At 67.7% G+C, this 25,844-nt stretch carries 22 protein-coding genes and 1 other RNA gene; 9 read left to right on the top strand and 14 right to left on the bottom strand.

Annotation, left to right across the window (positions count from 1 at the left end; all coding sequences use genetic code 11):
- Positions 1-52: 52 nt before the first annotated feature.
- Both ACSFBF_RS05695 and ACSFBF_RS05700 read right to left on the bottom strand, forming a co-directional pair.
- Positions 53-973 (bottom strand): ZIP family metal transporter, encoded by a 921-nt coding sequence (locus ACSFBF_RS05695; protein ID WP_435465369.1) that lies wholly within the window; start codon positions 971-973, stop codon positions 53-55.
- A gap of 11 nt (positions 974-984) precedes the next feature.
- Complete coding sequence (locus ACSFBF_RS05700) at positions 985-1,620, bottom strand: superoxide dismutase (RefSeq protein WP_435465370.1); 636 nt, start codon at positions 1,618-1,620, stop codon at positions 985-987.
- Between the two features lie 196 nt (positions 1,621-1,816).
- Between ACSFBF_RS05700 and ACSFBF_RS05705 the strand changes: the two genes are divergently transcribed.
- The 5 genes from ACSFBF_RS05705 (at position 1,817) to moeA (ending at position 7,022) form a co-directional block, all read left to right on the top strand.
- A complete protein-coding gene (locus ACSFBF_RS05705) occupies positions 1,817-2,506 on the top strand; it encodes a hypothetical protein (protein ID WP_435465371.1) in 690 nt (229 codons plus the stop codon).
- A gap of 62 nt (positions 2,507-2,568) precedes the next feature.
- Positions 2,569-3,852 carry a serine hydrolase domain-containing protein gene (locus ACSFBF_RS05710; protein ID WP_435465372.1) on the top strand — a complete coding sequence of 428 codons (1,284 nt, stop codon included), beginning with the start codon at positions 2,569-2,571 and terminating at the stop codon, positions 3,850-3,852.
- Between the two features lie 58 nt (positions 3,853-3,910).
- Positions 3,911-5,062: a GTP 3',8-cyclase MoaA gene (gene moaA, locus ACSFBF_RS05715; protein ID WP_435465373.1), complete on the top strand. Its 1,152-nt coding sequence runs from the start codon at positions 3,911-3,913 to the stop codon at positions 5,060-5,062.
- A 14-nt stretch (positions 5,063-5,076) separates the two neighbouring features.
- On the top strand, positions 5,077-5,712 hold the full coding sequence (gene mobA / locus ACSFBF_RS05720; protein ID WP_435465374.1) for a molybdenum cofactor guanylyltransferase MobA: 636 nt from the start codon (positions 5,077-5,079) through the stop codon (positions 5,710-5,712).
- A complete protein-coding gene (gene moeA / locus ACSFBF_RS05725) occupies positions 5,709-7,022 on the top strand; it encodes a molybdopterin molybdotransferase MoeA (RefSeq protein ID WP_435465375.1) in 1,314 nt (437 codons plus the stop codon). Before mobA ends, moeA begins: the two co-directional genes overlap by 4 nt.
- 39 nt (positions 7,023-7,061) lie before the next feature.
- Here the strand turns inward: moeA and rnhA are convergent, their stop codons facing one another.
- Positions 7,062-7,511, bottom strand: a complete 450-nt coding sequence (rnhA, locus tag ACSFBF_RS05730; protein ID WP_435465376.1) for a ribonuclease HI — start codon at positions 7,509-7,511, stop codon at positions 7,062-7,064.
- 34 nt (positions 7,512-7,545) lie between these two features.
- Positions 7,546-8,319, bottom strand: a complete 774-nt coding sequence (locus ACSFBF_RS05735; protein ID WP_435465377.1) for a class I SAM-dependent methyltransferase — start codon at positions 8,317-8,319, stop codon at positions 7,546-7,548.
- On the opposite strand from ACSFBF_RS05735, the gene gloB reads away from it, so the two are divergent.
- Together gloB and ACSFBF_RS05745 are read left to right on the top strand one after the other, a co-directional pair.
- Positions 8,318-9,106, top strand: a complete 789-nt coding sequence (gloB, locus tag ACSFBF_RS05740; protein ID WP_435465378.1) for a hydroxyacylglutathione hydrolase — start codon at positions 8,318-8,320, stop codon at positions 9,104-9,106. The genes ACSFBF_RS05735 and gloB overlap by 2 nt on opposite strands.
- Positions 9,103-10,722, top strand: coding sequence for a transglycosylase SLT domain-containing protein (locus tag ACSFBF_RS05745; RefSeq protein ID WP_435465379.1), 1,620 nt, complete (start codon positions 9,103-9,105; stop codon positions 10,720-10,722). Before gloB ends, ACSFBF_RS05745 begins: the two co-directional genes overlap by 4 nt.
- Positions 10,723-10,732: 10 nt before the next feature.
- On the opposite strand, the gene ACSFBF_RS05750 is transcribed toward ACSFBF_RS05745, so the two are convergent.
- The 7 genes from ACSFBF_RS05750 to dnaX all read right to left on the bottom strand — a co-directional run bounded on the left by ACSFBF_RS05750 (position 10,733) and on the right by dnaX (position 17,757).
- Entirely contained in the window at positions 10,733-11,914 is a 1,182-nt protein-coding gene (locus tag ACSFBF_RS05750; RefSeq protein WP_435465380.1) for a low temperature requirement protein A, read from the bottom strand.
- Positions 11,915-11,982: 68 nt separating this feature from the next.
- On the bottom strand, positions 11,983-12,819 hold the full coding sequence (locus ACSFBF_RS05755; protein ID WP_093054343.1) for an ABC transporter permease: 837 nt from the start codon (positions 12,817-12,819) through the stop codon (positions 11,983-11,985).
- Positions 12,819-13,634, bottom strand: coding sequence for an ABC transporter ATP-binding protein (locus ACSFBF_RS05760; protein ID WP_435465381.1), 816 nt, complete (start codon positions 13,632-13,634; stop codon positions 12,819-12,821). The genes ACSFBF_RS05755 and ACSFBF_RS05760 overlap by 1 nt, the downstream gene beginning before the upstream one ends.
- A 55-nt stretch (positions 13,635-13,689) precedes the next feature.
- A complete protein-coding gene (locus ACSFBF_RS05765) occupies positions 13,690-14,730 on the bottom strand; it encodes an ABC transporter substrate-binding protein (protein ID WP_435465382.1) in 1,041 nt (346 codons plus the stop codon).
- Positions 14,731-14,906: 176 nt separating this feature from the next.
- Positions 14,907-15,497, bottom strand: coding sequence for a recombination mediator RecR (gene recR / locus ACSFBF_RS05770; protein WP_093054337.1), 591 nt, complete (start codon positions 15,495-15,497; stop codon positions 14,907-14,909).
- 17 nt (positions 15,498-15,514) lie between these two features.
- Positions 15,515-15,847: a YbaB/EbfC family nucleoid-associated protein gene (locus ACSFBF_RS05775; protein ID WP_007836669.1), complete on the bottom strand. Its 333-nt coding sequence runs from the start codon at positions 15,845-15,847 to the stop codon at positions 15,515-15,517.
- 53 nt (positions 15,848-15,900) lie between these two features.
- Positions 15,901-17,757, bottom strand: coding sequence for a DNA polymerase III subunit gamma/tau (gene dnaX / locus ACSFBF_RS05780; RefSeq protein ID WP_435465383.1), 1,857 nt, complete (start codon positions 17,755-17,757; stop codon positions 15,901-15,903).
- Positions 17,758-17,936: 179 nt separating this feature from the next.
- On the opposite strand from dnaX, the gene ffs reads away from it, so the two are divergent.
- An RNA gene (gene ffs / locus ACSFBF_RS05785) (signal recognition particle sRNA small type) lies at positions 17,937-18,033 on the top strand.
- Positions 18,034-18,123: 90 nt separating this feature from the next.
- Here the strand turns inward: ffs and ACSFBF_RS05790 are convergent.
- The 3 genes from ACSFBF_RS05790 to ACSFBF_RS05800 are packed head-to-tail and all read right to left on the bottom strand — an operon-like array spanning position 18,124 to position 25,174.
- Positions 18,124-19,362 carry a TIGR03862 family flavoprotein gene (locus ACSFBF_RS05790; RefSeq protein WP_435465384.1) on the bottom strand — a complete coding sequence of 413 codons (1,239 nt, stop codon included), beginning with the start codon at positions 19,360-19,362 and terminating at the stop codon, positions 18,124-18,126.
- Positions 19,359-22,622 (bottom strand): UvrD-helicase domain-containing protein, encoded by a 3,264-nt coding sequence (locus ACSFBF_RS05795; protein WP_435465385.1) that lies wholly within the window; start codon positions 22,620-22,622, stop codon positions 19,359-19,361. Before ACSFBF_RS05795 ends, ACSFBF_RS05790 begins: the two co-directional genes overlap by 4 nt.
- On the bottom strand, positions 22,619-25,174 hold the full coding sequence (locus ACSFBF_RS05800) for a PD-(D/E)XK nuclease family protein (protein WP_435465386.1): 2,556 nt from the start codon (positions 25,172-25,174) through the stop codon (positions 22,619-22,621). The genes ACSFBF_RS05795 and ACSFBF_RS05800 overlap by 4 nt, the downstream gene beginning before the upstream one ends.
- A 157-nt stretch (positions 25,175-25,331) precedes the next feature.
- Here ACSFBF_RS05800 and trxA point away from each other — a divergent pair, with 157 nt between their 5' ends.
- On the top strand, positions 25,332-25,664 hold the full coding sequence (gene trxA, locus ACSFBF_RS05805) for a thioredoxin TrxA (protein ID WP_042578306.1): 333 nt from the start codon (positions 25,332-25,334) through the stop codon (positions 25,662-25,664).
- The last annotated feature ends 180 nt before the right edge of the window (positions 25,665-25,844 follow it).

A 25,844-nucleotide genomic window follows, 5' to 3' on the forward strand; every position in this document is an offset into this window, starting at 1 on the left:
ACCGTTCCGATGCCACAGCCGATGCAACGGCATGACCATGCATCAGCCCTTTTTATGCCAGCGCCGTGTCCAGCAGCATCATCAACACGAACCCGATCATCAGCCCGCTCGTGGCAAAGGCTTCATGCCCCTTGCGGTGCGATTCGGGAATGATCTCGTGGCTGATCACGAACAGCATTGCGCCCGCCGCAAAGCCAAGCCCCCAGGGCAGCAGCATCGCCGAATGGCCGACCACGGCCGCGCCCAGCACCGCACCCAGCGGCTCCACCAGCCCCGAGGCCATGCCGATCAGCACCGCGAACATGCGGCTGTAGCCGGCGGCCAGCAGCGCCACCGCGACCACCAGGCCCTCGGGCACGTCCTGGATCGCGATGCCGGTGGCCAGTGCGTCGGCTCGCAGCCCGTTGTTGGCCGCATAGCCCACGCCGATTGCCAGGCCCTCGGGCACGTTGTGCAGTGCGATCGCGAACACGAAGAGCCAGGTGCGGCGCAGTTGCCTGGCGGCCTGGCCTTCGCGGCCCTTGATGAAGTGTTCGTGCGGCAGCACGCGGTCCATCAGCATCAGCACGATGCCCCCGAGCAGGATGGCGGAGCCGATCACCCCGCCCGCCGCCCAGTTGCCGCCGCCGAACACGCCGACGTTCTTCGCCGCCTCCAGCCCCGGGATGATCAGCGAGAAGGCGCTGGCCGCCAGCATCACGCCGGCGCCGAAGCCGAACAGCGTGTCCTGCAGCCGCTCCGGGAGCTTCTGCGAGAACAGCACCGGCAGCGTGCCGAGCGCGGTCGCCAGCGCGGCGACCGCGCCGCCGAGCAAGGCATTCCACACCAGCGGATCGCCGCGCACGAACTGCCAGAACTGCAACACGCCCACCAGCACGCCGGCCCCGACGATGGCAAAGCCGATCCACTCGCGCATAGGGCGGGCCTGCCTGGGTTGCTGTCCGGCCATCGTGCCCTGCTGCGGCTCGTTCATGGGCCTGCTCCTCAGCCGCCGGTTGCGGCGGCGTGGCGCCGGGCCACCTCGGCCCAGTTCACGACGTTGTAGAACGCCGCGATGTACTCCGGGCGGCGGTTCTGGTACTTGAGGTAGTAGGCGTGCTCCCACACGTCGAGCCCGAGGATCGGCGTGTTGCCCGAGCCGATGCCGCGCATCAGCGGGCTGTCCTGGTTGCCGCTGCTCTCCACGGCGAGCTTGCCGCCGGAGCCTACCGACAGCCACGCCCAGCCGCTGCCGAAGCGCGTGAGGGCGGCCTTGGTGAAGGCCTCCTTGAAGGCATCGAAGCCGCCCAGGTCGGTGTCGATGGCTTTCGCGAGCGCCCCCGTGGGCGTGCCGCCGCCACCTTGGCCGACGGGAGCCATCACGGTCCAGAACAGGCTGTGGTTGGCGTGCCCGCCGCCGTTGTTGCGCACCGGCGCGCGCAGCGCCTCGGGCAGTTGCTCGACGCCGACGATCAGTTCTTCGACTTGCGTTCCCTCGTACGGCGTGTCTTTCAGGGCCGCATTGAGGTTGTTCACATAGGTCTGGTGGTGCTTGCCGTAGTGGATTTCCATCGTCTGCGCGTCGATGTGCGGTTCGAGCGCATCGAAGGCATAGGGCAAGGCTGGCAGGGTGTACGGCACGGTCGAAAAGCTCCTTGGTTGGAAGAAGCCCTTTGCGTTGTCGACGTGTTGCGTACTCAGGCGCTCAAATGATAGGAATTCTCATTGTCCATGTCAAGACATCTGCGGTAGAGATGGCGCAAACCGGCCATTTCAGGAAGCTTTCGGCAACGATAGATACACTGCCCTGCGGCACGTTTCCCGGGAGATTCCAACGATGAAGCTCGAACGCCTCCTTCCCCTCGCCCTGCTCGCCTGCGCCGGCCTCGCCGCCGCGCAGACCGCCACGCCGCCGGCCGGCGACTACATCTACGAACGGGGCAGCGGCTCGCTGCGCGTCAAGCCCGACGGGCACTTCGACATCACCACCATCGGCGCCAACGCACACACCTGCGCACTCGACGGCACCATCGTGCGCGGCAAGGCCAAGCTCGACGACTCGGCGTGCGTGGTGAACTTCGCGGTCAACGCCGACAAGGTGCAGGTCACGACCAACGGCGCGGATCAATGCCGCGACAACTGCGGCGCACGCGCCGGCTTCGAGGGCACCTACACCCGCCCCATCCCCGCCTGCACCGACAAGGCCGTGGCCAACTCGCGCAAGACCTTCAAGCGCCAGTACGACGCGAAGGACTACGCAGCCGCGCAAACCACCCTCGCGCCCGTGCTGTCCGACTGCGACAAAACCCTCGACTGGATCACCAAGGCCTGGCTGCGCAACGACCTTGCGCTCACGCAGTTCAAGCTCAACGACCGCGCCGCCTGCCTCAAGACGCTGCAGCCGCTGGCCGAGGATGCCGACCGCACCGACGAGGGCATCAAGGACAACTACCCGCCGGTCGACGCCGAGATCTTCCTGCCCGTGGTCCGCGCCACCCGCACGAACCTGAAGCTCTGCCGCGGATAGCCCGCAGCCGCCCACGAGAGGCGGCACAGGTTTTCCAGTCACAACAAGACGGAGACAACACCATGAGATTTCTGAAGCGCAGCCTGCGCGCGGCCGTGCTCGGCCTGGCCCTTCCCCTGCTGGCGGCGGCGCAATCGCTGCCGACAGCCAGGCCCGAGCAGGTCGGCCTCTCGACCGAGCGCCTGCAGATGCTCTCCGATGTGCTCAAGGCCGACGTGGCCGCCGGCAAGATCCCTGGCGCGGTGCTGCTGGTGGCGCGCCAGGGCAAGGTCGCGTGGTTCGAGCCGGTCGGCAAGCTCGACCCCGCGGCCACGCCTGCTGTGCCGATGCCGCGCGACGGCATCTTTCGCATCTACTCGATGAGCAAGCCCATCACCACGGTGGCCGCGATGATGCTGGTGGAAGACGGCCGGCTGAAGCTCGACGACCCGATCTCGACCTACCTGCCCGAGTTCGCCAGCATGACGGTGGGCGTCGAGAAGCCCGGAGCCGACGGCAAGCCGGTGCTCGACACCGTTCCCGCGCGCCGCCCGATCACCGTGCAGGACCTGATGCGCCACACCTCGGGCCTCACCTACGGCTTCTTCGGCCCGGGCCTCGTGAAGCAGGCCTACAACGCCGCCGACCTGGGCGCCGGAGACCCGACGCTGGCCGAGTTCTCCCAGCGCCTTGCCAAGCTGCCGCTGGCCTACCAGCCCGGCACGACCTGGGAGTACAGCCAGTCGACCGACATCCTCGGCCGCGTGGTCGAGGTCGTGTCGGGCCAGTCGCTCTACCAGTTCGAGAAAACCCGGCTGCTCGACCCGCTGGGCATGAAGGACACCAGCTACTACGTGCCAGAGCCGGCGCGCCAGCCGCGCATTGCCGAGCCGCTGCCCAGCGACCGCAGCTTCGGCGTGGGCGCCGAGTTCAACGACCCGCGCGTGGTGCGCAAGTACGAATCGGGCGGCGGCGGGCTGGTGTCGACCGCGAACGACTACGCGCGCTTCCTGCAGATGCTGCTCAACGGCGGCTCGCTCGACGGCAAGCGCTACCTCGGCCCGCGCACCATCGCGCTGATGACCGCCGACCATTCCAACGCGGGCGCCGGCATCGTGCCCGGCCCGCTCTACCTGCCGGGGCCGGGCTACGGCTTCGGCCTGGGCTTTGCCGTGCGCCGCAACGACGGCGAGGCGCCCTACCCGGCGGCCGGCGGCGAATACAACTGGGGCGGCGCGGGCGGCACCTATATGTGGGTCGACCCGAAGAACGAGATGTTCGTCGTGCTCATGCTGCAGTCGCCCAAGTACAGAACACATTACAGAACATTGACCCGGGACATGATTTATGCGGCGGTGATCAAGTAGCCTCTGATTCGCAGGCCCTTGGGGCTTGGCGCAAAATCGGACCCCCTTCCACGAAGCCATGAAGAACAGCAGCAGCACCGTCATCCCGATCTCCGCGATCGGCCGCACACGCCCCGCCGTGGCCGTGCCGGAGATTGCCGTGCCCGCCACGGGGTTGCTGCTCGACCGCCTGGGCCGGCCCATGACCGACCTGCGCATCAGCGTGACCGACCGCTGCAACTTCCGCTGCAGCTACTGCATGCCGAAGGACGTGTTCGACAAGGACTACAAGTACCTTCCGCACAGCGCGCTGCTCAGCTTCGAGGAAATGACACGGCTGGCCCGCCTGTTCGCCGCCCACGGCGTGCGCAAGATCCGCCTGACCGGTGGCGAACCGCTGCTGCGCAAGAACATCGAGGGGCTGGTCGAACAGCTCGCCGAGATCCGCACGCCCTCCGGCGAACCGCTTGCTCTGACGCTGACCACCAACGGCTCGCTGCTCGCGCGCAAGGCCGCCGCGCTCAAGACTGCCGGCCTGCAGCGCGTGACCGTGAGCCTCGACAGCCTCGACGACGCGGTGTTCCGCCACATGAACGACGTCGACTTTCCGGTGGCCGACGTGCTGGCAGGCATCGACGCGGCAATGGCCGCTGGCCTGGGGCCCATCAAGGTCAACATGGTGGTCAAGCGCGGCGCCAACGAGCAAGAAATCTTGCCGATGGCCCGCTACTTCCGCAGGCACCACGGCGGCAAGGTGGTGTTGCGCTTCATCGAGTACATGGACGTGGGCGCCACCAACGGCTGGCGCATGGACGAAGTGCTGCCCTCGGCCGACGTCATCGCGCGCATCCATGCCGAATTTCCGCTGGTGCCGCTCGAAGCCGCCACGCCCGGCGAAACCGCCCAGCGCTGGGCCTATGCCGACGGCACCGGCGAAATCGGCGTCATCAGCAGCGTCACCCAGGCCTTCTGCCACGACTGCAGCCGCGCGCGCCTGTCGACCGAAGGCAAGCTGTACCTCTGCCTCTTCGCGAGCGCCGGCCACGATCTGCGCCCGCTGCTGCGCGGCACCGCCAGCGACGACGACATCTCCTCGGCCATCGGCCACATCTGGCAGGGCCGCGCCGACCGCTACTCCGAGCTGCGCGCCCTGCACGGTCCGGACGACGACAGCAGCGGCGACCACGACAAGGCGCCCCGCCGCGTCGAGATGAGCTACATCGGCGGATGACGCAGGCGGCCGCCATGCCCGCGCACGCCACCATCGCACCGGCCGACATCACGGGGCTGCTGCTGGCCGGCGGACGCGGCTCGCGCATGGGCGGTGTCGACAAGGGGCTGCAGCCTTTCAATGGCGAACCGCTGGCGCTGCATGCGATACGGCGGCTGGGGCCGCAGGTCGGGCGCCTGATGGTCAATGCCAATCGCAACCTCGCTGACTACGAAGCCTTCGGCGTGCCGGTGTGGCCCGACAGCCTCGCGGACTATGCGGGGCCGCTCGCGGGCTTTCTGACCGGGCTGGAGCACTGCAACACGCCGTGGCTGCTGACCGTGCCTTGCGACACTCCCCTGTTCCCGCCCGACCTGGCCGCCCGGCTCGCCGAAGCGGTGGTCGCCGCCGACGCAGAGATCGCCATGGCCACCGCGCCCGAAGCCGTCGAGGGCGACGTGGTGCTGCGCCCCCAACCCGTCTTCTGCCTGCTGCGCGCCGACCTGCACGACAGCCTGCAGCGCTACACCGAAGCCGGCGGCCGCAAGGTCCACACATGGACCGCACAGCACCGCACGGTGCACGTACCCTTCGACCGCCCTGACGACGCGCCCGACGCCTTTTTCAACGCCAACACCCTGGCCGAACTGCACGCACTCGAAAACCGATGAGCCGCATCGCAGACATCGCTTCCGCCCTCACGGGCTATGACGACGCCGCCGACCTGAGCGTCGAGGCCGTCCACGCCTTTCTTTCGCAGCTGACGGCCACGGCCGTCGTCACGCAACGCGAAAGCGTTTCCCTGCTCGACGCCCTCGGCCGCGTGCTGGCCGAAGACATCGTCTCGCCCATCAGCGTGCCGCCGCACGACAACTCCGCCATGGACGGCTACGCCTTCGACGGCGCGGTGTTGCCCAAGGACGCGCCCATCGACGCCTCCGTCACGCTGCGCGTAGCGGGCACGGCACTGGCCGGCGCCGCCTGGCGCGGCGCGCTGGGCCCGGGCGACGCGGTGCGCATCATGACCGGCGCGATGATGCCGGCGGGCCTGGACACCGTCATTCCGCAGGAGTTCTGCAAGGTCGACGGCGACCGCGTGTGCTTCCCGGCCAAAGTGCTGCGCCGCGGCGACAACCGCCGCTTCGCGGGCGAAGACTTGATGAAGGGCCAGCCCGCGCTGCGCAAGGGCGAACGCCTCTCGCCCGCCGCGCTCGGCATGGTCGCGAGCCTCGGCCTGCCGGGCGTACCCGCGCTGCGGCGGCTGCGGGTGGCCTGTTTTTCGACAGGCGACGAGATCCTCAGCCTCGGCGACGCGCCGCGCGAAGGCGCCGTGTACGACAGCAACCGCTACACCGTGATCGGCCTGCTCACGCGACTGGGCTGCGAGGTGATCGACCTCGGCCTGGTGCGCGACGACCCGGCCACGCTCGCCGCCACGCTGCAGCGCGCCGCACGTGAGGCCGATGCCATCGTCACCAGCGGTGGCGTCAGCGCGGGCGCGGCCGACCACACGCGCGACGTGATGCAGCGGCTGGGCGACATGGCGTTCTGGCGCGTGGCCATGCGCCCGGGCCGTCCGCTGGCTGTGGGGTTGATTCCGCGCGAGGCCTCACCGCAGCCGGCCGTGCTGTTCGGCCTGCCGGGCAATCCGGTGGCCGTGATGGTCACCTTCCTGGCCTTCGTGCGGCCCGCGCTGCTGCGCATGATGGGCTGCCATGAAGCAGCCGCCGCACCACCACCGCTGCTGCGCGCCCGCAGCACGGGCCCGATCCGCAAGAAGCCGGGGCGCACCGAATACCAGCGCGGCTTCGTGAAAACCGTGTGGGGCGCGTTGCCCGAAGTGTGCGTTGCGAGCCACCAGGGCTCGGGGGTGCTCAGCTCCATGGTTGAGGCCAACGGGCTTGTGGTGCTGCACCACGACCAGGGCAGCGTGGCGGCGGGCGACGAAGTCGACGTGATGATGTTCGACGGCGTGATCTAGCCGCCGGGGAAAGAAAGAGCGGCCCGCGGGCCGCCCTGCTCAGATCCGTCCGAGCGCCTTGTCCACGCCCTTGTTGGCCAGCATGTCCGCGCGCTCGTTGCCCGGATCGCCTGAGTGGCCCTTGACCCAGCGCCATTCGATCTGGTGTCCGCCCTCGGCCACCAGCTTGTCGAGCCGCTGCCAGAGCTCGACGTTTTTCACCGGCTGCTTGCTCGCTGTGAGCCAGCCCTTGGCCTTCCAGCCGCGGATCCATTCGGTGATGCCCTTGCGCACGTACTGGCTGTCGAGGTACAGCAGCACCTTGCAGGGCCGCTTGAGCGCGGCCAGGCCCTCGATGACGGCGGTCAGTTCCATGCGGTTGTTGGTGGTGTTGAGTTCACCACCGAACAGGTCCTTCTCGGTGGCGCCCGACTTGAGCCACGCGCCCCAGCCACCGGGGCCGGGATTGCCCTTGCACGCACCATCGGTGTAGATCACAACTTCGTTCAAACCAGCTTTTCCTTTTTCTTCATCTATATCGATTTCAATTCTTGCCGGGCTCGCTGCTGCGATGCACCTTGCCGGCAATAGGCACGGGCGCTGTGGCGCGCGCGCCCGCCCGGCGCCAGTCGGCGCTCAGCAGCCGCATGCCGCGCACCCGCTTCACCGCGACCAGGAAATAGGCCGCACCGAAGATCGGCCACCAACGCTCGCCAGCGGCGTCCATCCAGCGCGAGCGCTCCAGCCAGGCTTCGCTGCGCACTGCCGGCCGGTAGATGCCGAAACGGCCCGACTCCACCTCGAAGCCCAGCAGGCGCAGCCAGTCGCGCATGCGCCAGTAGCCGATGAACTCCCCGCCTTCAGGCAGGTAGAGATCGCCGATGCCCAGCCGACGGTAAATGTGCGCGCGACGCTGCCGCATGCCCCAGAGGCTGGTCGGGTTGAGCCCGCAGATCACCACACGGCCTTCGGGCACCAGCACCCGCTCGACCTCGCGCAGGGTGGCGTGGGGGTCGGGGCTGAGTTCGAGCGCGTGCGGCATCACCACCAGGTCGAGGCTGTTGGCCGCAAAAGGCAGCGCCGCAAAGTCGGTCAGGAGCGTCGCCTTGCTTGCGCGAGCGGGGTCGTCCAGCGCCAGCCAGCGGTGCGGCATGCGGTTGGCGCGCAGGCCGTCGACCTCTGCCGCGCCCAGCTGCAGCGCGTGATAGCCGAACACATCGGCCACCGCCTGATCGAACTGGGCCTGCTCCCAAGCCAGAAGGTAGCGCCCCGGGGGGGTCGCGAACCAATCCTGCAAACCTATAATTTGACCGCTCATGACCCTTGTTCCGCTGCCCGCCTTCGCTGACAACTACATCTGGATGCTGCACGACGGGTCCCACGCCATCGTGGTGGATCCGGGCGATGCCCAACCGGTGTTCGACGCGCTGGCGCGCCACAAGCTGCAGCTGGCCGCGATTCTAGTCACGCACCACCACCCCGATCACACGGGGGGCGTGGCCGCGCTGAATGCGGCCACCGGCGCGCCGGTCTGGGGGCCCGCACGCGAGCGCATTCCAGAGCCGTACACGCCGCTGGCGCAAGGCGACATCGCAGAAGTGCTCGGCCTGCGCTTCGAGGTCATCGACGTGCCGGGCCATACGGCCGGCCACATCGCCTACTTCCTGCCCGCTGCGCAAACCGCGCTCAACGATGCACCGCTGCTGTTCTGCGGCGACACGCTGTTCTCCGGTGGCTGCGGGCGGCTGTTCGAAGGCACACCCGCGCAGATGCTGGCCTCGCTCGATGCGCTCGCCGCTTTGCCCGGCGACACGCGTGTCTGCTGCGCTCACGAGTACACACTTTCTAACCTGCGTTTCGCCCAGGCGGTGGAACCGGCCAACGCCGAACTGAGTCACTACAACGCGCGCTGCGAAAGCCTGCGCGCGAAGGGGCAGCCCACGCTGCCGTCGCAACTGGCGATCGAACGCCAGGTCAACCCCTTTCTTCGCAGCCGCGAAGCCACTGTCCTTAGAGCGGTGCGTGCCCACGCCGAGCTGGCTGCCGATGCAGCCGAAGCCGACGTGTTTGCCGCACTGCGCCAATGGAAAAACGACTTCCGATGAAATTTATCGCTGCCACCTGCCTTGCAGGTTCACTGGTGCTCGCGGGCTGCGCGGGCACGAACAACAACAGCTCTTCCCCCTCTTCTTCATCGTCACCCCAGGCCGGCGGCACCGGTTCCAAGATCGCCGGCAGCGCGGCTCCCATCTACCCGCGCGACTCCCTCTCCCCCCTCACCAGCGGCCAGGCCCATTCGCAGAGCGTGGTCACGCTCGCGCCGCCGGTCGACATGTGGGACCGCATCCGCCGCGGCTTCAAGATGCCCAACCTCGACAGCGACCTGGTGCGCGACCGCGAGCAGTGGTACGCCAGCCGGCCCGACTACATCCAGCGCATGACGGAGCGCTCGAACAAATACATCTTCCACATCGTCGAGGAACTCGAGCGGCGCAACATGCCGACCGAACTCGCGCTGCTGCCCTACATCGAGAGCGCATTCAACCCGCAAGCCATCTCCAGCGCGCGCGCCGCGGGCATGTGGCAGTTCATGCCGGCCACCGGCACCGACTTCGACCTGAAGCAGAACATCTTCCGCGACGACCGCCGCGACGTGGTGGCCTCCACCCGCGCCGCGCTCGACTACCTGCAGAAGCTCTACGGCATGTTCGGCGACTGGCAACTGGCCCTGGCCGCCTACAACTGGGGCGAAGGCAGCGTGAGCCGCGCCATCGCCAAGAACCAGCGCCTGGGCCTTCCCACCACCTACAGCGACCTCACCATGCCCGCCGAAACGCGCATGTACGTGCCCAAGCTGCAGGCCGTGAAGAACATCGTGGCGAACCCGCAGGCCTTCAACACCGAACTGCCGCTGATCGCCAACCACCCGTACTTCCAGACCGTCACGCTCACGCGCGACCTCGACGTGGAACTGGCCGCCAAGTTGGCCGACGTTCGGCTCGACGACTTCCGTGCGCTGAACCCCGCCGCCCACAAGCCGGTGCTGATCGCGGCCGGCACGCCACAGATCCTTCTGCCGTGGGATAACGCGGCCGTGTTCCAGCGCAACTTCGACGCCTATTCGCAGGGCCAGTACGCAAGCTGGACCGCCTGGGTCGTGCCCAACACCATGACGGTGGCCGACGCGGCCCAGCGCTCGGGCATGAGCGAAGCCGACCTGCGCACCATGAACAACGTGCCGCCGCGCATGCTCATCAAGGCCGGCTCGACGCTGATCGTGCCGCGCGGCGCCCGCGTGAAGGAAGACGTGGCTGCCGTGGTGGCCGATGGCGGCCACCTGAGCTTCCAGCCCGAGATCGTCACCCGCCGCACGACCGTCAAGGCCGGCCGGGCCGACAGCGTTGCCAGCATCGCGCGCCGCTACAACCTCAAGCCAGCCAACGTGGCCGAGTGGAACGACGTGAAGCCCAACCACGCGTTCAAGCGCGGCTACAGCGTGGTGGTGTACCTGCCCATTCGCGCGGCAGTCGCGACACGTGTCGGCACCGGCATCCGGCCCGTGCAGACGTCGCACGTCGCGGCCGCTCCCGCACGCCGTGGCGGCGCGCCTGTGAAGGCGGCCACACCGCGGGGTTCCAATGTGGCCAAGGTGCCTGCCAGCAGCAAGCAGCAGGTCGTGCGCGAGAAGCGCGGCGGCACGCCGGCGAAGAAGAAGCGCTAGGGCCTGCGCTTCAGTGGGCCTTCTCGGCCCATGCGCGGCGGCGCACCACGGCCTCCAGCGCGGCCACGGCGATCATGATGACTGTGGTGAGCGTGCCCACCACCATCACCGTCATGTGCGACGCAAATACCGCGAGCACGGCCAGCAGGCCCAGCCCATAGAGATGCGATTGCGGCAGAAAGCCGCGCACCACGCGCTTGAACAGCGCGTTGCCGAACAGATAGAGCGCCGGTCCGCCGATCAGCGCGCCGAGGTACTTGAGCTCGGCATGGTGCGAGCCCTCGCCGATCGTCAGCTCGTCCGCCACCGCGCACACGATGATGCCCGCCACCAGGATCACATGCGTGTAGTGGAACTTGGCGCCAATGCCGCCCGGGTCCGCCGCATGCTCGATGGCGTGGGTCGCCTCCTTGGCGCTGGTGTCGAAGTACATCCACCACATCGCCAGGCTGCCCGCGAAGCCCACGAGCAGCGCGAACAGATCGATGCCGTGCCATTCAGGGTGGTGCCCGAAGGCGATGCCGGTGGCCAGCACCGACTCGCCCAGCGCGACGATCACGAACAGCTGGCAGCGCTCGGCGAGGTGGCCGCCGTCGATGGTCCAGTCGCTGGTCAGCGAACGGCCCAGGCCCGGAAAGCGCAAGCCGATCATCGGTGCGATGTACTCGCACAGAACGCCGCCGAACCAGAGCGCGAGACGCGCCGGCCCGTCGACCAGGCCGCCGGCGATCCAGAAAACGCCAGCCACGCAGTTCCAGGCCAGCAGGCGGCGGAAATTGGGCGTGAGCGGATCGTTGGGGCCGATGGCAATCAGCATGCAGAGCGTGCGCCCCGCCTGGATACCCACGAAGCACAGCGCAAACGCCAGCCCCCGCTCGGCAAAAGCGCCCGGCAGCGCCGAGGCCATCACCATGGCCAGCAGCATGATCGCGAACAGCACGCCGCGAATGCGCAGCGCGCTGGGGTTGAACCAGTTGGTGGTCCAGGCCGTGTATTGCCAGCCGAGCCAGACGGCGAACCACATGACCAGCGTCTGAAGCGCACCCAATAGCGTGAGGTGGTCCAGCAGGTAGTGGGACAGCTGCGTGACGGAAAACGCGTAGACCAGGTCGAAGAACAGCTCTTCGTTCGAAACCCTGGCGGCTTGGTCGCGCGAGCGCAAGGTCGTGGCCCGCTTGTGGTCGTGGCTCATTGTTCGTTTACCCCCATGAATCGTTGCAGCGCTCTCCGGCGCCGCGCAAGATCATCGCATGAGGGGTTCTAGAGCTTTTCGGTCTCGCCGGTCTTCGGTTGCCACTTCATCAGGCGCTTTTCGATGAGCCCCACGATGCCATCGAGTGCCAGCGCAAAGGCCGTGAGCACCACGATGCCGGCGAACACCGTGTTGACGTCGAAGGTGCCCTCTGCCTGCAGGATCAGATAGCCCACGCCCCGGGCCGAGCCCAGGTACTCACCCACCACCGCGCCCACAAAGGCCAGGCCGACCGATGTGTGCAGGCTGGAAAACACCCAGCTCGTCGCGCTCGGCAGGTACACGGTGCGCAGCAGCTGCCGCTGGTTGGCGCCCAGCATCTTCGCGTTGGCCAGCACCACTGGGCTCACCTCGCGCACGCCCTGGTAGACGTTGAAGAACACGATGAAGAACACCAGCGTGACCGCCAGCGCCACCTTGCTCCAGATGCCCAGCCCGAACCACAACGCGAAGATGGGCGCGAGGATCACGCGCGGCATCGAATTGGCGGCCTTGATGTAGGGGTCGAGAATCAGGCTCGCCGTGGGCGCGAGCGCCAGCCACAGCCCGCAGGCCAGGCCCAGCACGGTGCCGATGACGAAGGCCAGCACCGTCTCCAGCAGCGTGGTGCCCAGGTGCTGGTAGATGTCGGCGTTGCCCTTCAGCCCTTCGGGAAAGAGCGCGTTGGCCGGCAGCTCGAAGGGCAGGAACCAGCTCCAGATGCGGCCCGCCACCTGGATCGGCTCGCCGAGGAAGAAGGCGAACTGCTGGTTGCGCGAAGCGATGTGCCACGCCACGAGGATCACCACCAGCAGCGCCAGCTGCCAGAAGCGCGCGTTGCGCTCATTGAGTCCGAGGCGCGGCATCAGGCGGCCTTCCTCAGCTGCTGCGCATAGCCCTTGAGCACCTCGTCGCGCAGCACCTCCCAGATCTGGGTGTGCAGCTCGACGAAGCGCGGCTGCGTGCGCACCTCGGCCACGTCGCGCGGCCTTGCAAGGTCGATGGCGAACTCGCCGATGGGGTGCGTCGCCGGGCCTGCCGACAGCACCACCACGCGGTCGCTCATCGCAATGGCCTCGTCGAGGTCGTGCGTAATGAACAGCACCGCCTTCTTCTTCGCGCTCCAGAGGTCGAGCACCTCGTTCTCCATCAGCTGGCGCGTCTGGACATCGAGCGCGCTGAAGGGTTCGTCCATGAGGATGATGTCGGGGTCGAGCACCAGCGTCTGCGCCAGCGCCACGCGCTTGCGCATGCCACCGGAAAGCTGGTGCGGATAGCGGTCGCCGAAACCCGTGAGGCCCACGCGCGCGAGCCAGGCCTCGGCCTGCCTGCGTGCTTCAGCATCGGGCACGCCGCGGTATTGCAGGCCCACCATCACGTTGTCGACGGCGCTGCGCCACGGCATCAGCGCCTCGGTCTGGAACATGTAGCCGGCGCGCGTGTTGATGCCCGCAAGCGTCTGGCCGAAAACCTTCACCGTGCCCGAAGAGGGCTCGAGCAGGCCCGCGCCCACGTTCAGCAATGTCGACTTGCCGCAGCCCGTGGGTCCGACCACCGAGACGAACTCCCCTGCCCTGATGCGCAGCGTGGTGTCGGCCACCGCCGTGTAGCGCTGGCCCGGATCGTCCTTCGAATGGAAGGTGCAGCTGATGGAGAGAAGTTCGAGTGCGTAGTCGGGCATGGCGGACACGGCATAAAAAACCCGGCCTGAGCCGGGTCGCGGGGACGTTCGAAAATCAGGCTTTGAACCTGTCTTTCGCGCGCCTAGCAAAATCGTTGGTGTAGGTTTTCGCGAGGTCGATCTTGTCGGCCTTCACGGTGGTGTCGAAGCTTGCGATCGCGGTGAGCGCCGTCTTAGGGCCGTCGACCGGCACGAGGCCGTCGGTGGCGATCGATTCGCGCACCTTGTCGAACGACGCGAGGTACAGCGCGCGGTCGCCAAGCAGATAGGTCTCGGGCACCGTCTTGATGATGTCGCCGGGCCCCGCCGTCTGCAGCCACTTGAGGCCGTGCACGATCGCATTTGCCAGCGCCTGGCAAGTGTTGGGATTCTTCTGGATGAACTCGCTCGACGCATACAGGCAGGCCGCCGGCATCGTGCCGCCGAACACCTGCAGCGTGCCCTTGAGCGTGCGCGTGTCGCTGATGATCTTCACGTCGCCCTTCTGCTCCAGCATCGTCATCACCGGATCGGTGTTGCTGATGGCGTCGATCTGGCCCGAGCGCAGCGCAGTGAGCGCACCGGCCGCCACGCCCACGCCGATGTAGCTCACGTCGCTGGCTTTGAGCCCACCGCGCGAGAGCACGAGGTTGGCCACCATGTTGGTCGACGAGCCCGGCGCGGAGACGCCGATCTTCTTCCCCTTGAGATCCTGAATGCCGGTGTAGCCAGCCATGTTCTTGGTCGACACGCCCACCGCGATCTGCGGTGCACGGCCCTGCAGCACGAAGGCCTGGAAGAACTGGTTCTTGGCCTGCAGGTTGATGGTGTGTTCGTAGGCGCCCGAGCAGACATCGGCCGAGCCGCCGACCACCGCCTGCAGCGCACGCGCGCCGCCGGCGAAATCGGAAATCTCCACGTCGAGCCCTTCGGCCTTGAAGTAGCCGAGCTGCTCGGAGATGGTGAGCGGCAGGTAGTAGAACGCCGCCTTGCCGCCGACCGCGATGGAGACCTTGGTCTTCTCCAGCTTCGCCTGCTGCGCAAAGACACGCGGCAACGCGATGGTTGCAGCGGCAACGGCTGCAGTAGCTGAAATGAGAGTGCGGCGATGAAGCATGAAACGTTGCCCGTGGGCTCTATGACTCGTAAGAACTGAATCGAGCTTAGGGGCCGCACCACACGGCTGCATCGGGGTGATCCCGTGCGGGTTTTCACGTAAGCACGAAGGCCTCTCCGAGAAGCCTTCGCCGGAGCGTCATCGCGCCGGAAAAAGTCTCGCGATACCGGTCCGTGCTACCTGCGATCCACCAGCGCATGAGCGATGGTGCCGAGGTCGACGTACTCGAGCTCGCTGCCGGCCGGCACGCCGCGCGCCAAGCGCGTCACGGTAAGGCCGTGCTGCTTCAGCGCCTCGCCGATCACATGCGCGGTGGCCTCGCCCTCGGCCGTGAAGTTCGTGGCGAGGATGACCTCGCTCACCGTGCCGTCGCGCGCGCGGTCGAAGAGCTTCTGCAGGCCGATGTCTTTCGGGCCGATGCCGTCGAGCGGGCTGAGCTTGCCCATCAGCACGAAGTAATAGCCGCGGAACGCGCCGGTGCGTTCGAGCGCGGCCTGGTCGGCCGGCGTCTCGACCACGCAGAGCTTGCTCGCATCGCGCCGCGTGTCGAGGCAGACGTTGCAGACCGGCGCCTCGGTAAAGGTGTTGCAGCGCTCGCAATGCCGCACGTGGCCCGCGGCCTGCTGCAAAGCACGCGCGAGCAGCTGCGCGCCCTCGCGGTCATGCTGCAGCAGGTGGAACGCCATGCGCGAAGCCGACTTGACGCCGACACCGGGCAGGCGGCGCAGCGCATCGACCAATGCGTCGAGCGAACTGGCGTCTGCCATTTATTGCAGCCGCTCGTTCAGAACGGCAGTTTCATGCCTGGGGGCAGGCCTGGCATGCCTGCCGTGAGCTTGCCCATCTTCTGCTCGCTGGTTTCTTCGGCCTTGCGCACTGCTGCGTTGAAGGCGGCAGCCACGAGGTCTTCGAGCATGTCCTTGTCGTCCGCCAGCAGGCTGGGGTCGATGGTGATGCGCTTGACGTCGTGCTTGCAGGTCATGACGACCTTCACGAGACCGGCGCCGGATTCGCCTTCGACCTCGATGTGGGCCAGCTCTTCCTGGGCCTTCTTGAGGTTGTCCTGCATTGCCTGCGCCTGCTTCATGAGGCCGGCCAGTTGTCCTTTGTTGAACATCGTTGGTCCTGTGTCTGGTTGGAAAGTGGGTGAAGGATAAGAGAGACGGAAGCTCAGGCTGGTTTCAGCGTGCCGGGGACGATCTTCGCATCGAAGTCGCGCATCAGCGCCTGCACTTCGGGGTCGCTCAGGATGGCCTCTTCGGCCACGCGCTGGCGCTCGTCTGCGGCCTGCTTGTTGCGGCGCGCGGGGCTGTCGACAACGCTGCCGATCTCGATGGCGAGCTTGATGTCGTGGCCCAGGCTACCCAGCGCAGCCGTCAGCTTTTCGCGGCTGGACGGCTGGTTGAGCGTTTCGCGCTCGATGCGCAGCAGCCACTGGTCGGTGTCGCGGCCGACCAGCTGCGACTGCAGCGCCAGTTCTCGCGCTAAGGCGGCGACGGCCTCGGCCGCGACCAATTGGGAGACGGTGGCGTACCAGAAATCGCCGTCTTCACTGGTCGGAATGGGGGTGAATGTGCTGCGCGGTTCGTCGGCGCGCGGCGTGTCGCGGGCACTGGGTGGAGGCTGCACGCGGATGGGCACGCCGACGACCCGGGCGGGTGCTTCGGCGGCAGCGCCGGGACGGGGTTCGGCCTGCCGGGGTTCGTCGACCACGGCGAGGCGATGGCCGGCGGGAACCGGGGCGGCGTAGGCGGGCGCAGATGCCGGAGCGGATGCAGCAGGCGCTTCGACCGGGGGGCGAGCCACAGGCGCGGGGGCCGGTGCGGGTGGTGCGACGCGCGCCGGAGCTACCGGCGCCACGGCCGCAGCTTCATTCAGAGTTTTTTTTTCCGGGGAGGCCGTCGAAGCGGCCGCGCTGGAGGGCTTGAAGGCCAATAGCCGCAACAGCACCATGGTCAGAGCGGCGTATTCGTCGGGGGCCAGGCCCAGCTCGCCGCGGCCATGCAGGCACAGGCTGTAGAGCAACTGCGTTTCGTCGGCCGGCATCAGCGCGGCGAGGCGCGCAGTGTCGGCCGCATCGGGGTCGGTGGCGGAGTCGGCCGACTCCGCCCGCGAGGGCACGGCCTGCAGCACGGCCATGGCCTGCAGCACTGCCGTCATTTCCTCGAGCGTGGAGGCGGCGGACATGCCGTCGACGCGCAGCGCCTCCGATGTCTCGACCACCGTCCTGCCATCGCCCTGCGCCAGCGCCTCGATCAGGCGGAACACATGGCCGCGATCGACGCTGCCGAGCATCTGGCGCACGCCAGCCTCGACCAGTTCGCCGTTGCCGAAGGCGATGGCCTGGTCGGTGAGCGACAGCGCGTCGCGCATCGAGCCGCGTGCCGCGCGCGCCAGCAGGCGCAGCGCCTGCGGCTCGGCCGGAACGTTCTCGGTCTGCAGCACGCTGGTGAGGTGTTCGAGCACCGTTTCGGGCGCCATTGGCCGCAGGTTGAACTGCAGGCAGCGCGACAGCACCGTGACCGGCACCTTCTGCGGATCGGTCGTGGCCAGCACGAACTTGAGGTACTCGGGCGGCTCTTCGAGCGTCTTCAGCATCGCGTTGAACGCGGTGTTCGTGAGCATGTGCACTTCGTCGATCATGAAGACCTTGAAGCGCCCCTGCACCGGCTTGTAGACGGCCTGCTCGAGCAGCGACTGCACCTCGTCCACGCCTCGATTGGAGGCCGCGTCGAGCTCGGTGTAGTCCACGAAGCGGCCGGAGTCGATGTCGCGGCAGGCCTGGCACACACCGCACGGAGTGGCCGTGATGCCGCCCTGCCCGTCCGGCCCCTGGCAATTGAGCGACTTCGCCAGAATCCGCGAGACCGTGGTCTTGCCGACACCCCGGGTGCCGGTGAAAAGATAGGCGTGATGCAGGCGCTGCGTGGTCAACGCGTTCTCGAGCGCCTGAACCACATGCCCCTGACCGACCATCTCACCGAAGGTTTTCGGACGGAACTTGCGAGCGAGCACGAGATAAGACATTGCGGGCATTCTAAAAGGCACGGCACCCGCCCCCAGCCCTACCCCGCAATCAAAAAGGCCTGCCTTTTCGTGGGACACCGAGGAATCGGCTTCGCCGGGGCCTCAGGTGCCGCCCCAGCAGCAGGGGGAAGGAGAAGCGACACGAAGTGCGCGCATCCTGGGGGGTTACAATGCGTGTTGACGGGCCTCCCTGCATGGTGAAGTGGCCAACCGGGTCAGGTGGGGAACCAAGCAGCCCTAACTGCGTAGTCAGTGCCAGGGGTAAGGCTCGTCAACCTCTTCAGCGGCTTCGTTTCATTCCGTGCGAAATGAAACGAGGCTTGCAAAAACTCTCAGCGACAGAAATTCTCCAACGGCGCGAGGCCTTCACAGGCCCAGCCGCTGGATCGCGCCGCGCGCCGCCGCCGCGCCGCTGGCCATCGATGCCGTCAGCAGGTAGCCGCCGGTCGGCGCTTCCCAATCGAGCATCTCCCCTGCCGCGAACACGCCGGGCAGCGCGTTTGCCATCAGCTGCGCATCCAGCGCGTCGAAGCGCACGCCGCCTGCCGTGCTGATCGCCTCGTCGACCGGCCGCGTCACGACGAGCTTCAAAGGCACGGCCTTGATCGTGGCCGCCAGTTGCGCCGCGTCCTGCATCGCTTCGCGGCTCAATGCTTCGTGCAACACGCCGGCCTTGATGCCTTCGAGCCCGAGCCGGCTCTTGAGGTGGCTGCTGAGCGAGCGAGCTCCGCGCGGATGCATGACCGCGGCCAGCACCTGCTCGGCGCTGCGGTCGGGCAGCAGGTCCAACTGCAGCGTCGCGCTCCCTTTTGCAGCGATTTCGTCGCGCAGCAACGCCGATGCCGCATAGATCAGGCTGCCCTCAATCCCCGTGGCCGTCGCAACGAACTCGCCCTTGCGCGCAAAGTGCCGCCCCTGGCTGTCGGTGAAAGAAATCGCGACCGACTTGAAGGGCTGCCCCGCAAAGCGGCTGGAGAAATGCTCGCTCCAGCCCGTGCCGTCGAAACCGGAGTTGGCAGGCAGCAGCGGCGCCACCTCCACGCCTCGCGCCTGCAGCCACGGTGCCCACGCGCCATCGGAGCCAAGGCGCGCCCAGCTTGCGCCGCCCAGCGCCAGCACCACGGCGTCGGCCTTTGCAGTGACGTCGCCGCCCGGTGTCGAAAATCGCAACGTCGCCGCATCGAATGGCCCGTCGCCCACCCAGCGATGTCGCATATGAAACTGCACACCCGTCGCGCGCAGCCGATGCAGCCACGCACGCAGCAGCGGCGCGGCCTTCATGTCGGTCGGAAACACACGCCCCGAAGTGCCCACGAAGGTCTCGATGCCCAGGCCATTCGCCCATTCACGCACCTGTTGTGGCCCGAACTGCGCAAGCATCGGCTCCAGCTGCGCGCGGCGCTCGCCGAAGCGGCTCATGAACACATCGAAGGGCTCCGAGTGCGTGAGATTCAGCCCACCGCGACCGGCCAGCAAGAACTTGCGACCCACCGAGGGCATCGCGTCATAGACGTGCACTTGCGCTCCTGAGGCGCTCAAAACTTCAGCCGCCATCAGGCCGGCAGGTCCGCCGCCGATGACGGCGACGGTAGGGGAAACAGTCATTCGAGATTTACCAGTTCGCCCTGCCCGGTGAGGAACGCGACGCGCACCGTGGCACCGGGGTAGGCATGTTGCACTGCCGCGCGGTAGCGCTGCATCTGTGCGATCAGCGCGGCGTCCCGTTCGGGGCGCGCCGCGGATTTGTAGTCGAGGATCCACCATGCGCCACCGTCGCGCTCGCGCACCAGACGGTCGATGCGCAGGGTTTCGCCTTCATGCACCAACGTGACTTCATTGCCATGCCAGTCGACCCTGCGATCGTCCCACACCCACGCCCCTTCGCCCGCGCGGATGCGCTGGGCCAGCGCGGCGGCACCGCGCGCCTGCTGGGCGTCGAGCATGAATTCGCGGGCCGCGGCGCGCACGTGGGCCGCCGGCAGCGGCTCGCCCGGCACTGCCCATTCGAGCAGCCGGTGCATGGCCTGGCCGAAAGCGGCCGCACGCGCATCGATCGTGGTGCTGGCAGCCTTCTTTGCGGACGGCTGTTCGGTGGGCGCGGGTGCCACTGCTGGCATGTGCTTCATCGAGAAGCTGGCCGCGCCAGTCTCGGTCGGCAGCACGACCAGCGGCTCGTCGGCCTCGGTGGGCTCGCACAGCGGCTCCAGGCGTGTCCACCAGCTGCCTTCGTTGGCACGCGCCGGGCGCACCGACGACAGCACCAGCCGCTCGCGCGCACGCGTGGTGGCCACATAAAGGCCGTTGAGTTCTTCGCGGTGGCGCGCGCGTTGTTCTTCTTCGAGCAGCGTTGCGGCGCAGGCCGGCGGTGTCTTCTCGCTCGCGAGGAACACGAAGCGCGTCGGCGCGCTGTCGCTGCCCTTCCATTCGACCAGCACGCCCATGGTCTGGGCGCGCGGTGGCGGCGCATCGCAATCGAGCATGAGCACGGTGTCGGCCTCCAGGCCCTTCGCGCCGTGCACGGTCAGCAATTGCACCGCGTCGGGCGCAGCCACGGTCGGAGCGCGAACGCCGCCCGCACGCAGCGCGCGCACCAATGCATACGGCGTGGCGAAACGTGCACCGTCGATGTCGAGCGACGCGGACAGCACGCCGCGCAGATTGGCCAGCGCGCTCTGGCGCATCGCGGCCGGAACAGCAGCGCCGAATTTCGCGAGCAGGTCGCCGTCGTGGAAGATCGCGTCGAGCGCGTCGTGAGGCGGCAGCGTCATCAGCCAGCGCTGCCATTTCTTGAGCTTCGGGCCCACTTTGATCAACGCTGGCGGCAGGCTTTCGTCCTTCTGGATCAGTGCGAACCAGTTCACCGCGCCGCGCTCGCGCTGGCGCAGTGCGAGCTGCACCAGCGCTTCGTCGTCGATGCCGAACACGGGCGACTTCAGCGCTCGCGCCAGCGAAAGATCGTGCGCGGGCGACACCAGCGCGTCGATCAGCGCAACCACGTCCTGCACCTCGGGCGCGTCGTGCAGGTCGTTCTTCTCGGGCTGCTGCACAGGGATGTGGCGCTGGCGCAGCGCGTCCTGCATGGCCGAGAGCCGGCTGCGCCTGCGCGCCAGCACCATGATCTGCCGCGGTGGTGTGCCGTCGGCGATGCGCTGCGCCACCCATTGCGCGGCCTGTTCGCATTCCTTTTGCAGCAGTTGCTCTTCGGGCAGCACGCGTGGCGTGACGAGGCTGTCGCGCCAGTGCAGCATGCCGTCGTCGGCCGACGCTGCTTCGGCCGTATCGCCGAGCGCATCACGGTCAATGGCCGGCAGCTTGAGCAGTTCGCCTTCGTCGCCGCGCTCGGTGGTGTGGGCGCGATAGCCGTCGAACTCGCCGGCCTCCTGCGCAGCGAGCATCGCTGCGTTGACCAGCCCGACCACGGAACGCGCATTGCGGTGGGTGTGGTCACAGTTCAGCAGCTCTCCATCGAGCCCTTCGCGCACGAACTTCTTGGCCGCGATGAAAACCTGCGGCTCGGCACGGCGGAAGCGGTAGATGCTCTGCTTCGGGTCGCCCACGATGAACACGCGCGGCGCACGGCCCTGCGCGCCCGTGTACGCGCTGAGCCAGCCGTAGAGCGCCTGCCATTGCAGCGGGTTGGTGTCCTGGAACTCGTCGATCAGCAGGTGTGCGATGCGCGCGTCGAGTCGCTCCTGTACCCAGCCCGACAGGGCCGACTGGCCGAGCAGCAGCTGCGCGGCCTGCTCGACGTCGTTCATGTCGACCCAGCCATGGGCCCGCTTCACGTCGGCAAAGGCTGCGATCAGGATGCGTGTGAGCCGCGTCATGCGCTGCTGGTAGAGCCATGCAGCGTGCTGGGCCTGTGCGCCGCACAGCACCTGCAGCTCGGCCTCGGCCTCTTGCGCGGCGGGGAATTTCTGCAGGTTCTTGTTGAGACGGTCTTCGGTGGCGACGAAGAAGTTCTTGCGCAGGTGCGCGAGCGCGGCCGCCAGCGAATCGCCGGCGGGCTCGCCCGTGCCGAACACGTCGATGATGGCTTCGGCCGCCTTCTGCGGTGTCTTGTTGCTCTCGCGGCCGAGCGCAGCGGCGCGGTCGAGCCAGCGGCGGCGGATCTGCTCGCCGCGCAAGGCCTCGGTCGGTTCGGCCAGGCCTTCGAGCGATGGATAGAACGCGCTGAAATGCAGCACGGCGTTCTCCGCATCGGCCAGCGAGAACTCGACGCGCTTCGACAGCGCCTCGCTCAAAGCCTTGGCCGTCTGCGAGCGGCCGTGCGTGGCGACGACAGCGTAGTAGTCAGCCAGCGCGTTCTTGTCGGCGGTCACGGCCTCGAAGAACGGCCGCCATGTGTGCCCGCGCGCCTCGGCATCGTCTTCGAGCAGTTCGTAGTTCGAGGGCAGGCCCAGTTCGCGCAGCACCGCGAGCGGCGCGTTGCGCAGCAGGCCCGCGAACCAGGCGTGGAAGGTGCGGAACTGCACCGGCCGGCCGCCTTCGAGCAGGCGTCGATAGAGGCCTTTCAAACGCGGCACGGCTGCCAATGCGGCCACAGGCTCGACGCCGCGCATCACGAGCTGGCCGACCAGTTCTTCCGGCGTTCGTTCGGCGAAGTCTTCGAGCCACTGGTCGAGCCGCTCGCGCATTTCACCTGCGGCCTTCTTCGTGAAGGTGATGGCCAGGATCTCATGCGGCTCGCAGGCGGATTCACCCTCTTCGAGCAGCGCGCGCAGGATGCGCGACACCAGCATCCAGGTCTTGCCGGCGCCGGCGCAGGCCTCGACGGCGACTGAGCGGCGCGGGTCGCAGGCGACGGTATAGAAAGCCTCGCGCGTGACGTGCTGGCCGTTGTGTTCGTAGGCTGCGCCGCTCATTGCGATGCCTCCCAGAAGTCTTTTCGGCAGAGGCCTCTTGCGGCGCAGTAGTCGCAGACGGCGCCTTCCCCCAGCGGCGGTAGCGCCGCACCCTGCGCGATGCGCGTGAAGTCGTGAATGATGCCGGCGACCAATGCGTCCCTGGCTTCCACGACGGCGGGCTGTTCGACGGTCTGTGTGCCGGAAGATTTTTCGCCCACGTTCACGTAGGCCGCGCGCAAGGTGTCGTCGGCCACCAGCGCGGCGTAGAAGGCCAGCTGCGTGTCTTCGGTCGGGTCTTTCACGCGCTCCTTGCTGACGGCTGCCGACTCGGTCTTGTAGTCGATCACGAAGGCCTGGCCGTCGGGCATGCGGTCGATACGGTCGAGCCGGCCGATCAGGCGCAGCTCGCCCAGCGGCTGCTCTTTCCAGGGCTCGGCCTCGGCGAAGACGGCGCCGGCCGCCTCGTGCCCGGCCAGCCAGCCAAGATAGCCGTCCCGCACTGCGGGCCATGCCGCGGCGAAAGGCAGGAACTCGGCCTCGGACAGGCTGAGCTCGTGCATCGAGCGCCGGGCCGCCTCCTCGATGAGCACGGTGCGTTCCTGAGCATCCTGCGTCGGGGTTTCGGCCAGTGCTTCGTGGAAATGGCCGAGCACGGCGTGCAGCCAGTTGCCGAAATCGCGCTTGTCGATCTCGGCGTCGAGCTCGTCTGCGCTGCGCAGGCCCAGTTGTCGCAGCGCGAAGAAGCGGTAGGGGCAACGGCGCAGGTCTTCGTACACGCTGGTGGAGATGTTCTCCAGCGGCAGGAGCGCGCCCGAAGGGGTCGGATATCGGGTTGGCTGCACGGCTACTTCGCGCGGCGTGCGCGGGTCGACCGAGGGCTGCAGCGCGTGGTCGAGCTGCAGCGCCTGCACAAGCGGGCTGGGCCGCACCGGCTCGCCGCTGGCATCGGACTGTCGCCAGATCAACTCGCACGACGGGTTGTGCAAGGCAGCGGCCCAGGCCGCACGCTGCGCGGCTTCAAGCGTTTCGCGCGACGGCAGGCCCAGTTCGAGGCGCTGCGCCGCGCTCCAGTTGCCGGGCGGCTCGGGCGACGCGGGCAGGCGGCGGTCGTCGCAGCCAGGAATGACCACGGCGCCGAACGCGCGGCCCAGCAGCTGGTACAGCGGCAGCACCACGACCTTCGGTGCCTGGTCGCCGGCAGGCGGCACGAAGCTCGCGTCTTCCAGCACGTCGCGGACCCAGGCGGTGAATTCGGCCAGCGTGTGGCGGCCGCCGGGGAAATCGTCGTCGTCGCCGTGGGCACCGGCATCGAGCCAAAGGGCGCCGATCACTTTGCCGCCGGCGAGGTCTTCGTCGAGCAGTTCCCATTGGCTGCTGGCCTCCAGGAGTTCGCGCAGCGCGTGCAGCCATTCGGCCAAGGGGCGCGAGCGGGTCATAGGCGCGCGACGTGCCTCGATGACCTCGGTGAAGGACAGGAGCGTAGCGTCTTGCGGTTTCTCGCTGCGTGCCATGAATGCACACCACGCCGACCAGTCGCGCTGGCCTTCACGACGCAGACGAGCTTCGAGCAGCTGTACGGTCGGTGCATCGCCGTCGGCGCCGCTCTTGAGCCATTCGAGCACCTGGTCGCTGCCGGCGTCGTGGGCGCAGGCGCGCAGCGCGCTCATCAGCGTGGCGGCGGCGCGCGTGGTTGAAAGCTTCCAGCCCGTTTCGTCGTGCGTGACGATGCCTTGCGCGCTCAATTGGGCGCTGATGCGGCGCGTGAGGGCGCGGTCGGTCGCGACCAGGGCGACCGGTGCGCGGTCTTCGGCGAGGTGGCGCAGCACGCAGGCGGCGGCGAGCTCGGCTTCGTCTTCGGGGTCGAGGGCGATGTGCGAGGCACAGGTCTGCGCCGGTGCGCCGGAGGGCACGAGCGAGAGATGAAGGGCATGGTCGCCCCACAGCTTGCAGAGTGATTGGGTGAGCGGATCGGTCTGGAAGCCCTCGAGCACGATCAGCGCGTCGACTTGCGCGCGGGTGCTGTCGCGCTGAAGCACGTCAGTCGCGTAGCCTGAGGTCGAGGTCCACGCGACGGCGATTCGGATCAGCGCGCTTTCGATGCGGAACCACTCCGATTCGCTGCCCGCCTCTGCCACGCCCGCTGCACGTTGTGCCCAATCGCCGCCCCGCTCTTCAGGCGTCACGGCGGCGGCAAGGGGCGCTAGCTGGTACGCCAGTTCGACGACACGGCCGGCCAGGGCGAAGCGCTCGGTGTTGAAACCGGCCTGCGACAGCAGCGCCTGCGCCGTGACGAGGTCGCGCGCCATGTCGTGGGCGATGTCGTAGCCGGTCGGCACGAAACCGCCGGCGCTGCGGGCCCAGTTGTGGGTGGTTTCGAAGCGCGGCACGAAGCCGGGGCTGCCGCATCGCGCCCACATGGCGCGCGCCACGCCCATCAGCTGCGCATAGGGCACCAGCACCACGGTGCGGGCGGCATGCAGCTGGTGCTCGGCGAGCGCGCGGACGATCCGCGCGACGACGCCGTCGGCGGGATCGCACCACAGGGCCTGGACGGGGTGGCCTTCGTTCATGTTCTATCGAGGGGTTGGAGAGCGCGTGGACGTGACGCGCAAGGGCTTTGGCTATCGCCGCCATAGCGGCCCTGCAAGGCACGCCACCCCTTGGTTTCTGTCACAATGACCAGCACTTTAGCTGCACCGAAACTCTCTGCGCACAAGGATCCATCACATGGCCAGCGAACTCATCAAACACATCTCCGATTCCTCCTTCGAGGCCGACGTGCTCAAGTCCAGCCAGCCCGTGCTGGTCGACTACTGGGCCGAATGGTGCGGCCCCTGCAAGATGATCGCCCCCATCCTCGACGAAGTGTCGGCCACCTACGAAGGCAAGCTGCAAATCGCCAAGCTGAACGTGGACGAGAACCGCGACATCCCCGCCAAGTTCGGCATTCGCGGCATCCCCACGCTGATGCTGTTCAAGGACGGTCAGCTGGCCGCCACCAAGGTCGGCGCCATGAGCAAGGCGCAACTCACGGCCTTCATCGACCAGCAACTCGCTTAAGCGACATTTCAACCGGCCAGCGCGCAATGCGTTGGCCGGCGCGTTTTTCCTGTCATAATCTCCCACAGATCACCGGCCCTTTCATTCAGGCAACCGGTTCGAGTTCCCCGGTTGGTGAGGCAGTTCTCGCTTCACACCCAACCTCCCCCCGTTTTCCGTTCGATTACCCCGCGAGGGGTC

It is taken from the genome of Variovorax nivicola (genome assembly GCF_051216475.1).
GTDB lineage: Bacteria > Pseudomonadota > Gammaproteobacteria > Burkholderiales > Burkholderiaceae_C > Variovorax.